This is a genomic window from Proteus hauseri ATCC 700826 (genome assembly GCF_001654965.1).
Taxonomy (GTDB): domain Bacteria; phylum Pseudomonadota; class Gammaproteobacteria; order Enterobacterales; family Enterobacteriaceae; genus Proteus; species Proteus hauseri.
On record NZ_LXEV01000009.1, the window covers coordinates 1 to 4,453 of the forward strand.

A 4,453-nucleotide genomic window follows, 5' to 3' on the forward strand; every position below is an offset into this window, starting at 1 on the left:
TTTTAGGCTGTGTCAGCCGGTGACAATAAGCCACTAGTTGCTGATATGGCTCAGTTGGTAGAGCACACCCTTGGTAAGGGTGAGGTCCCCAGTTCGAATCTGGGTATCAGCACCATAAGAATTTATATAACTACATAAACAGATAGTTATAGATACAGAATTTGCTTGGCGGCCATAGCGCAGCGGTCCCACCTGATCCCATGCCGAACTCAGAAGTGAAACGTTGTAGCGCCGATGGTAGTGTGGGGTCTCCCCATGTGAGAGTAGGGAACTGCCAGGCATTAAATAAGACGAGAAAGCCAACCCACTGGGTTGGCTTTTTTGCGTTTATAGTATTGCTTAAATAGCGATATAACAGCTTATCTCTAATCACTTATCACTTTGCTATCCTCAATGATAGTTGGCTGTTAAACTAAGCCATCAGCTAAATGAGGTAGACTTTCATGAAAGAATCGGTTTCATTGCAAGCATTTAATACATTTGGTTTGAGAGCAAAAGCTTACCAAATAGAAACTGCAAATAATAAAGATGAGCTCTGTACATATTGGCTAAATGCCCAGGATCAAAAATTACCAACGCTTATTTTAGGCAGTGGTAGTAATGTTCTGTTCATTGAAGATTTCAATGGTATTGTTATTCGTAATTGTATTTCTGGCATTGAAATTACTGAAGATGAACAATATTGGTATATTCATGCTGGAGCTGGCGAAAATTGGCATGAACTTATTGAATTTTTATTAGAAAAGAATATTTACGGGTTAGAAAACTTAGCATTGATCCCTGGCAATGTTGGTTCTGCTCCAATCCAGAATATTGGGGCATATGGCAAAGAGCTAAAAGATGTTTGTGCTTATGTTGATATTGTTGAATTAAGTACTGGTAATATTAGCCGATTAACCAATAAAGAGTGCCAATTTGGTTACCGTGATAGCATCTTCAAACATCATTACCAACAAGGCTTCGCTATTATTTCAGTCGGTTTTTTACTAAGTAAAAAATGGGAACCTATTTTGACTTATGGTGATTTGGTTAAATTACCGCCAGAAACAGTCACACCTAGAGAGGTATTTGAATCAGTATGCCTAATGCGTACAAGTAAATTACCCAATCCAGCAGTAACAGGTAATGCAGGTAGTTTTTTCAAAAATCCTGTTGTTGATATACGTACCGCTCAACATTTAAAAAATGAATTCCCATTTTGTCCTCAGTATGTGCAATCTAATGGCGTTAAACTGGCAGCAGGCTGGCTTATTGATCAATGTGGTTTAAAAGGCTTTCAATTAGGTGGCGCTTCTGTTCATCTTAAACAAGCATTAGTTCTTATTAATACCACGGGTACTGCAAGTGGAGAGGATATCGTCAAGTTGGCAGCCTATATTCGTCAAAAGGTATCTGAACGCTTTGGTGTGCAATTAGAACCAGAAGTTCGCTTTATTGGTCAATATGGTGAAATCAATGCTGTGGATGCAATTTCATGAAAGATATACCAACTCCTTTATTATTAATTGAAATACTTGCTGATGGACAGATCCACTCTGGTGAGCAACTGGGTGAATATTTAGGAATGTCTCGAGCTGGCATTAATAAACATATTCAAACGTTGCGTGGTTGGGGAATAGAAATCCAAACTGTTGCAGGAAAGGGGTATCAATTAGATGCACCTATGAATTTGCTGAACAATGATAGAGTTAATCAAAATATTAAAGGTAATCCTGCTCAGGTCATTCCTGTTATTGATTCTACTAACCAATATTTAATTCAACGTATTGCGGAGTTAAAGTCAGGTGATGTCTGTATTGCTGAATATCAATCTGCAGGTCGTGGAAGAAGAGGGCGTCAGTGGATCTCTCCTTTTGGCCGAAACTTATATTTAAGTATGTATTGGAAGCTTGAACAGGGACCTGCTGCGGCAATAGGGTTAAGCTTAGTTGTTGGTGTTATTTTAGCCGAAGTATTGAAAAAGCTCGGAGCAGATGGCGTTAAAGTAAAATGGCCTAATGATCTCTATTTAAATGATAAAAAACTTTCGGGTATTCTTGTTGAATTAACGGGAAAAACTGGTGATGTTGCTCATATTGTCACGGGTATTGGTATCAATATTTCTATGAGCAAAAATCAAAATGAAGCTATCAATCAACAGTGGGTTAATTTAGAGCAAGTTGGAATAAAAATTGATAGAAATAATCTTGCTTGTGAAATTACTAATGCGTTAAGAGAGGCATTTGTTCAATTTGAAAAACAAGGGCTTTCAGTATTTATTGAACGCTGGAAAAGTTTAGATAATTTTATGAATAGAAAGGTTAAGCTTATTATTGGTGAAAAGGAAATTTTTGGTATTGCAAAAGGAATTAATGAGCAGGGTGCACTTCTTTTAGAGCAAGATAATCAAATTATCCCCTATATTGGCGGCGAAATATCGCTTCGTGGTATACGGTAATTTTTTACTTCATTGAAATAGCTATGCACTTAAAAGAAGGCATAGCTATTTTTTTATCTGACAGGTTAAAATTTATTTTAATATATTCGTAATAATTGATAAATATTATTTACGTAATCGAACGTTGGTAATAGTATGATTATCACCCTTAGTCATGATCAAACTTGCTCTTTCTTTTGTTGGCAAAATATTTTCTTTAAGATTAAGGCCGTTAATTTCTTGCCAAATCGAAGTGGCAATTTCAATAGATTCTTCTTTGCTTAATTTAGAGTAATTATTAAAATACGATTCAGGATCAGTAAATGCACCTTCTCTAAATTTTAAAAAGCGACTGATATACCAATGCTTTAATAATTCTTCATCTGCATCAACATAAATTGAAAAATCGACATAGTCTGATACAAAGACATTATGTGGATCATGAGGATAATCTTGATTACTCTGTAATACATTAAGTCCTTCAAGAATTAAAATATCAGGCTGTTCAATAACCTGTTTTTTATCAGGAAGAATGTCATAAACTAGGTGAGAATAAACGGGTGCTGTAACCTGTTTTTTGCCTGATTTAATATCTGAAACAAAAGAAACAAGACTATGCATATCATAGGATTCAGGGAATCCTTTTTTCTTCATTATTCCGCGTTTCTTTAATTCAGCATTGGGCAATAAAAATCCATCAGTTGTAATTAAATCAACCTTACGATGTTCAGGCCAGCGTGTTAAAAGCGCCTGGAGTAAGCGAGCTGTTGTGCTTTTGCCCACAGCAACACTACCTGCTATACCGATGATATAAGGTATTTTTGCACTATTAGTACCAAGAAACTGCTCTAAGACAGCTTGACGGCGCAAATTTGAGCTAATGTAAAAGTTTAGCAACCTAGATAATGGAAGATAAATTTCAATAACATCATCAATAGAGATTTCTTCATTAATCCCTTTAAGATCCGCTATTTCTTTTTCTGTTAGCGTTAAAGGAACTGAATCTCTTAACGTTGCCCACTGCTTTCTGTCAAATTCTAAATAAGGGGTTATAAAGCGTTCTTTGTTATTCATAAGCCAACATCTGCCTAATATTCGCAGGTTGGACAGGCTGTTTAAAACACCCGTATCCGATAAAAAATAAACAGCATCATAGCGAGTGAAGTCTCTTAGGCGTAGATATTTTTTAATTTTTTTATGCTTTTTTTGACGCGAACTGAATAAATTTATAAAAAAAGTACAAAAAATAGGCATAAAATTTATTTTTTAGCGTAGAATAATTAAGTGTTTTCAAAAAAACATTTATCGATGAAAAAAAATGAGAAAGTAAAACAGATTTAAATCTTAATCTGTCTTGTTCATAGTGCTGTCATTTTGGTCGTTTTTTTCCTAAAAAATCAACAATCCATGCAAAAGCGAACAAAATCTAAGCAAAAGAACAAATATCGCAATTTTTTTGTTGCATCATGATGAAACTCCTCCTAGAATGCGCACCACTTAGCCGGCATAGCTCAGTTGGTAGAGCAACTGACTTGTAATCAGTAGGTCCCGAGTTCGACTCTTGGTGCCGGCACCATAAAAATTTAGTTGGTGGGATACCCAAGCGGCCAAAGGGAGCAGACTGTAAATCTGCCGTCACAGACTTCGAAGGTTCGAATCCTTCTCCCACCACCATTAATTCCTAACTTAAGTGTTTTCAAATACTAAACACTTGAGTAGAATACAAAGCTGATTTTAAGTCAGGTAGCCGAGTTCTGCGGGCATCGTATAATGGCTATTACCTCAGCCTTCCAAGCTGATGATGCGGGTTCGATTCCCGCTGCCCGCTCCAGATGTGCTGATATAGCTCAGTTGGTAGAGCGCACCCTTGGTAAGGGTGAGGTCGGCAGTTCGAATCTGCCTATCAGCACCATTCCTTCATGTTCTTGCCTTCCTGATAAAAAATCTTAACAAGCAATAGCGACTAGCTAATTTTATATTACTGCTTGGTTGATGTGGTGTAACCACCGATTCCGTGTCTTAGAGGGACAATTTAAA

General features: G+C 36.6%; 3 protein-coding genes, 5 tRNA genes and 1 rRNA gene. 8 read left to right on the forward strand and 1 reads right to left on the reverse strand.

Annotated elements, in window-relative coordinates; translation table 11 throughout:
• Positions 1–39 precede the first annotated feature (39 nt).
• The 4 genes from M997_RS02225 to birA all read left to right on the forward strand — a co-directional run bounded on the left by M997_RS02225 (position 40) and on the right by birA (position 2,437).
• Positions 40–115: transfer RNA gene (locus M997_RS02225), tRNA-Thr, on the forward strand.
• Between the two features lie 49 nt (positions 116–164).
• Positions 165–280 (forward strand): 5S ribosomal RNA (rrf, locus tag M997_RS02230).
• 163 nt (positions 281–443) lie between these two features.
• The gene (gene murB, locus M997_RS02235; protein ID WP_064718500.1) at positions 444–1,478 is read left to right on the forward strand and encodes a UDP-N-acetylmuramate dehydrogenase; all 1,035 of its coding nucleotides are present in this window, start codon (positions 444–446) and stop codon (positions 1,476–1,478) included.
• Positions 1,475–2,437 carry a bifunctional biotin--[acetyl-CoA-carboxylase] ligase/biotin operon repressor BirA gene (gene birA / locus M997_RS02240; RefSeq protein ID WP_064718501.1) on the forward strand — a complete coding sequence of 321 codons (963 nt, stop codon included), beginning with the start codon at positions 1,475–1,477 and terminating at the stop codon, positions 2,435–2,437. Before murB ends, birA begins: the two co-directional genes overlap by 4 nt.
• Positions 2,438–2,542: 105 nt before the next feature.
• On the opposite strand, the gene coaA is transcribed toward birA, so the two are convergent.
• A complete protein-coding gene (gene coaA / locus M997_RS02245; RefSeq protein ID WP_064718502.1) occupies positions 2,543–3,490 on the reverse strand; it encodes a type I pantothenate kinase in 948 nt (315 codons plus the stop codon).
• Between the two features lie 426 nt (positions 3,491–3,916).
• Between coaA and M997_RS02250 the strand changes: the two genes are divergently transcribed.
• The 4 genes from M997_RS02250 to M997_RS02265 all read left to right on the forward strand — a co-directional run bounded on the left by M997_RS02250 (position 3,917) and on the right by M997_RS02265 (position 4,328).
• A tRNA-Thr gene (locus tag M997_RS02250) sits at positions 3,917–3,992 on the forward strand.
• A 13-nt stretch (positions 3,993–4,005) separates the two neighbouring features.
• Positions 4,006–4,090: transfer RNA gene (locus M997_RS02255), tRNA-Tyr, on the forward strand.
• Positions 4,091–4,172: 82 nt separating this feature from the next.
• Positions 4,173–4,247: transfer RNA gene (locus tag M997_RS02260), tRNA-Gly, on the forward strand.
• A 5-nt stretch (positions 4,248–4,252) separates the two neighbouring features.
• Positions 4,253–4,328: transfer RNA gene (locus tag M997_RS02265), tRNA-Thr, on the forward strand.
• Positions 4,329–4,453 lie beyond the last annotated feature (125 nt).